The organism is Terriglobus sp. YAF25, from assembly GCF_052113305.1.
Lineage (GTDB): Bacteria > Acidobacteriota > Terriglobia > Terriglobales > Acidobacteriaceae > Terriglobus.
Genome location: NZ_JBFRCY010000516.1, coordinates 1 through 3,418, shown reverse-complemented (window position 1 = coordinate 3,418; position 3,418 = coordinate 1). Strand labels below are relative to the sequence as shown.

The window sequence follows — 3,418 nt, the reverse complement described above, 5'->3', positions numbered from 1 at the left end:
GGGAGATTATCTGCCGGCCTATGCAGGAAATCTGGATATCATCAACTGCGCGGCAATCGCCACGGCGGAGCATTATGCCAAAGCAAGAACGTAGCATCCTTATCTGCGATCCGACTCTCCGCGATGGCAACCACGCGATCCGGCACCAGCTCAGCGTGGAACAAATCGCGGCATATGCTGCCGCCGCCGATGCTGCCGGAGTGCCTATTGTTGAGGTTGGCCATGGCAATGGCCTTGGCGCTTCCTCTTTGCAGGTTGGCCTGGCAAAGGCGGATGACAAAAGCGCTTTAGAAGCCGCTCGCAAGGCGTTGACCAATTCAAAGCTTGGCGTCCACGTCATTCCAGGATTTGCCACAATTCATCGGGATCTGCGGCTGGCGATAGATGTCGGCGTAGATGTATTTCGTATCGCCTCACATTGCACCGAGGCTGATATCACAGAACGTCACATCTCCTTCATCAAGGAAAACGGCCGCGAAGTGTTTGGTGTGTTGATGATGACGCACATGGCTTCGGTGGAAGTTTTAGTGGAAGAAGCTCTAAAGATGGAAGCATATGGAGCCGAAGCGCTGATCATTATGGATTCTGCAGGTGCCTATTTGCCTGCTGAAGTGACAGCGCGCATTCAAGCACTTGTGGATGCGCTTGGCATTCCGGTCGGATTTCATGGACATAACAATCTTGGAATGGCGGTTGCAAATTCACTTGCTGCCATCGATGCAGGAGCGTCCATTCTGGACGCGACAGCTAGAGGATTTGGCGCTGGGGCGGGCAATACACAATTGGAGACACTGATTGCCGTTCTCGAGAAGCTGGGCATACATACCGGCATTGATCTGTACAAGATTCTTGATGCCGGCGACCTCTCTGAAAAGCGCTTGGTCGAATCCCTGCCGACAATTTCTTCTGTGAGTATCGTCAGTGGATTGGCCGGTGTATTTTCCGGCTATGTGAAACCAGTCAACCGCATTGCCGCGGAATACGGTCTCGACCCAAGAGATATTTTTTTTGAGCTCGGCCGCCGAAAGGTTGTGGCTGGGCAAGAAGACATGATTATTGAAGTCGCGAATGAATTGAGTGGAAGAGGCTGAGATGAGTGAAGAGTTGCAGATGCGACAGCAATTTCTGCAGGACGATCTGAAGCGGGTCGTAACGCCGATTGATCTCTCAAAGCTTGAGAACAGCTGTGTGTTGATTACCGGCGCATCGGGATTCATGGGGATCTGGATGACGGAGGTGTTCACTTACCTCAGGCGTGAACGGAAGTTGAACGTCAAGCTGCTTTTGCTGGCGACAGATTTCGGCTATGCGCGAAAGTCCGCTCCACATCTTTATGAGAGCGAACAGAACACCATTATTCAGGATGACATTCGGTCGGTGCACGAGCTGCCTGCGAATGTGAACTGGATCATCCACGCAGCTGCTTCGCCCGATTTACGAGTACATAACTCACAGCCGATTCATGCGTCGCGGACGATTACGCAAGGAACGCAGACGATACTGGAGTGCGCGTCACGTCTACCTGCCTTGCAAGGCCTTCTAAACGTGAGCTCGGGGTATGTATACGGCTATCACTCTGAGGATGAGGCTGTAACAGGACGCCGCTTTGAAGGCTTCGACCCGAACAGCTTTTCAACCGCATACGTTGAAGCAAAGCGTTACGCGGAATCTTTGTGCGCCATCTATCGCAATCAGTATCGGATGCCTATTCTGAATGTGCGCCCTTTCTCATTTGTAGGTCCGTATCAACCAATCGATGCACCATGGGCGGTCAACAACTTCATCGGGAATGTCACAGCCAAGCAGCCGATCCGGATTCAAGGAGACGGCACTGCAGTCCGTAGCTACATGTATGGCGCCGATATGGCTTGGTGGCTGCTCAATCTCCTCATATCCGGTGAGCCGGGAGCGAGTTACAACCTGGGAAGTCCGGAGGGTATCTCTCTTCTAAATCTCGCTGAGAAAATCCGGACTCTGGCAGCAAGTGACGTGGCTATCAACAAGGGCAAGCCCATGCTCAACGCTAGGAAATCGTATTTCGTGCCGAACGTTGACGATGTGGAGAGGGAATTTGGTCTCGAACTTCGGTTCGGCCTGGACGATGCGCTAGCACGAACGATCCGTTGGCATAACCAGATTCGGGCGTAGCAAAGCCATCGAAACTTTTGTCTTTTGGTGTTCTAACTCCACCCCTGACACTACGGCGTGATGGAACTCTCAAAAGAAGTTGGGCTAAGGCTTCGATTCCGGCTGCGCAACTTCATCCGTCACTTTTAGGTGATAGGCCTCGGCCAACGTGCGTTTGAATTACCTCGGCCAGTTCAGTGTGAGACAGAGCCTACATCTCTGCCCTAGACACGCATCGGGCACGGTCATGAACAAGCTTCTGCTGCGCATCGACTGAGTTGCAAACCTCTCCAGAACGGAAGTGAATTCAACGTTGCCCTAGGGTGTGTCGTCAAACTCCTGTCGCCAGCGTTGCGTCGCAACCCGAAGGGCCGGGGCAGATTTTCTTCACCCCAGCCAGCAAAGCTGACTGGGGACCCCGATTCCCGATCTCTTCGTCACTCGTCGTTCCAGTAGGCCGGCTACAGTTCTCTCCTCACTCCTCGATCTCGTAAAAATCTGCTCCCGGCGCTGACGGCACGAGTTTGACGACACACCCTAGGTTGGTGGTGCGTCCTGGGCATCGAACGGGGCACGTTCCTGTTTCCATATATCCCACACATACGTTGGGTTCTGGAGCAGGCGTACGCAACGATTCCAGCGAAGGATAGCATCGTCGTTTCCAGCCGGACGGACCTTTTCAGCTTCTGCGAAAAAGTGCAGCGCTTCTTCAAAAAGCACCAGCAGCATCTCCGGTGGTTGTCCTGCGCTGAGCTGTGCTTTTGCGCGCCGTTCGGACAGAATCCCAGAGTAGTAGAGTCGCTCGTAGGGGTCGTTGAGCTGCTGGAAGGTCAGTTCCGTTTCGCGGTAACGATCGGACGAGCCCCCGGTGAACTGATCCGTAAGAGTGAGCCCGAGTAAACGCAATGCGCGTTGGTGCTGAGGTTCGATGGTCAGGATATCGCGACAGATCGACTCTGCTTCTTCTGGTTCGTTAAGCGAGCGGTAAAGTTCCGCCTTCGCGATAGCCTCGGCGATCCCCGCTGTTGAAATGCGTTTGAGTTTGTATTCCATGGCGCTTCCTCCACGCCTAGACTTTTTTTGCGCTGCGGATTTTGCGGACGAGCATGAGCAGCGGGTCATAGAACTCGTCCACCACTCGCTCCTTGAGCGGAATGATGGCATTGTCGGTGATATGGATGTCTTCGGGGCAGACCTCGGTGCARCACTTCGTGATGTTGCAGAGGCCGATGCCAAGCTCCTCCTTTAACACGTGTGCCCGGGAGACGCCGTCGAGCGGATGCATCTCAAG

The 3,418-nt window shown here is 53.8% G+C and carries 3 protein-coding genes and 1 pseudogene; 2 read left to right on the top strand and 2 right to left on the bottom strand.

Annotation, left to right across the window (positions count from 1 at the left end):
• Positions 1–74 precede the first annotated feature (74 nt).
• The gene (gene dmpG / locus AB4043_RS19150) at positions 75–1,091 is read left to right on the top strand and encodes a 4-hydroxy-2-oxovalerate aldolase (RefSeq protein ID WP_442301791.1); all 1,017 of its coding nucleotides are present in this window, start codon (positions 75–77) and stop codon (positions 1,089–1,091) included.
• A 1-nt stretch (position 1,092) separates the two neighbouring features.
• Positions 1,093–2,148 carry an NAD-dependent epimerase/dehydratase family protein gene (locus AB4043_RS19145; protein ID WP_442301790.1) on the top strand — a complete coding sequence of 352 codons (1,056 nt, stop codon included), beginning with the start codon at positions 1,093–1,095 and terminating at the stop codon, positions 2,146–2,148.
• Between the two features lie 516 nt (positions 2,149–2,664).
• On the opposite strand, the gene AB4043_RS19140 is transcribed toward AB4043_RS19145, so the two are convergent.
• Positions 2,665–3,180 carry a hypothetical protein gene (locus AB4043_RS19140; RefSeq protein WP_442301789.1) on the bottom strand — a complete coding sequence of 172 codons (516 nt, stop codon included), beginning with the start codon at positions 3,178–3,180 and terminating at the stop codon, positions 2,665–2,667.
• A gap of 16 nt (positions 3,181–3,196) precedes the next feature.
• A pseudogene (locus AB4043_RS19135) lies at positions 3,197–3,418 on the bottom strand (succinate dehydrogenase/fumarate reductase iron-sulfur subunit); the annotation flags it as partial.

Excerpts from the sequence above, each read along its gene's own strand:
- dmpG (WP_442301791.1), top strand. The coding sequence starts at position 75 with ATGCCAAAGCAAGAACGTAGCATCCTTATCTGCGATCCGACTCTCCGC.
- AB4043_RS19145 (WP_442301790.1), top strand. The coding sequence starts at position 1,093 with ATGAGTGAAGAGTTGCAGATGCGACAGCAATTTCTGCAGGACGATCTG.
- AB4043_RS19140 (WP_442301789.1), bottom strand. The coding sequence starts at position 3,180 with ATGGAATACAAACTCAAACGCATTTCAACAGCGGGGATCGCCGAGGCT.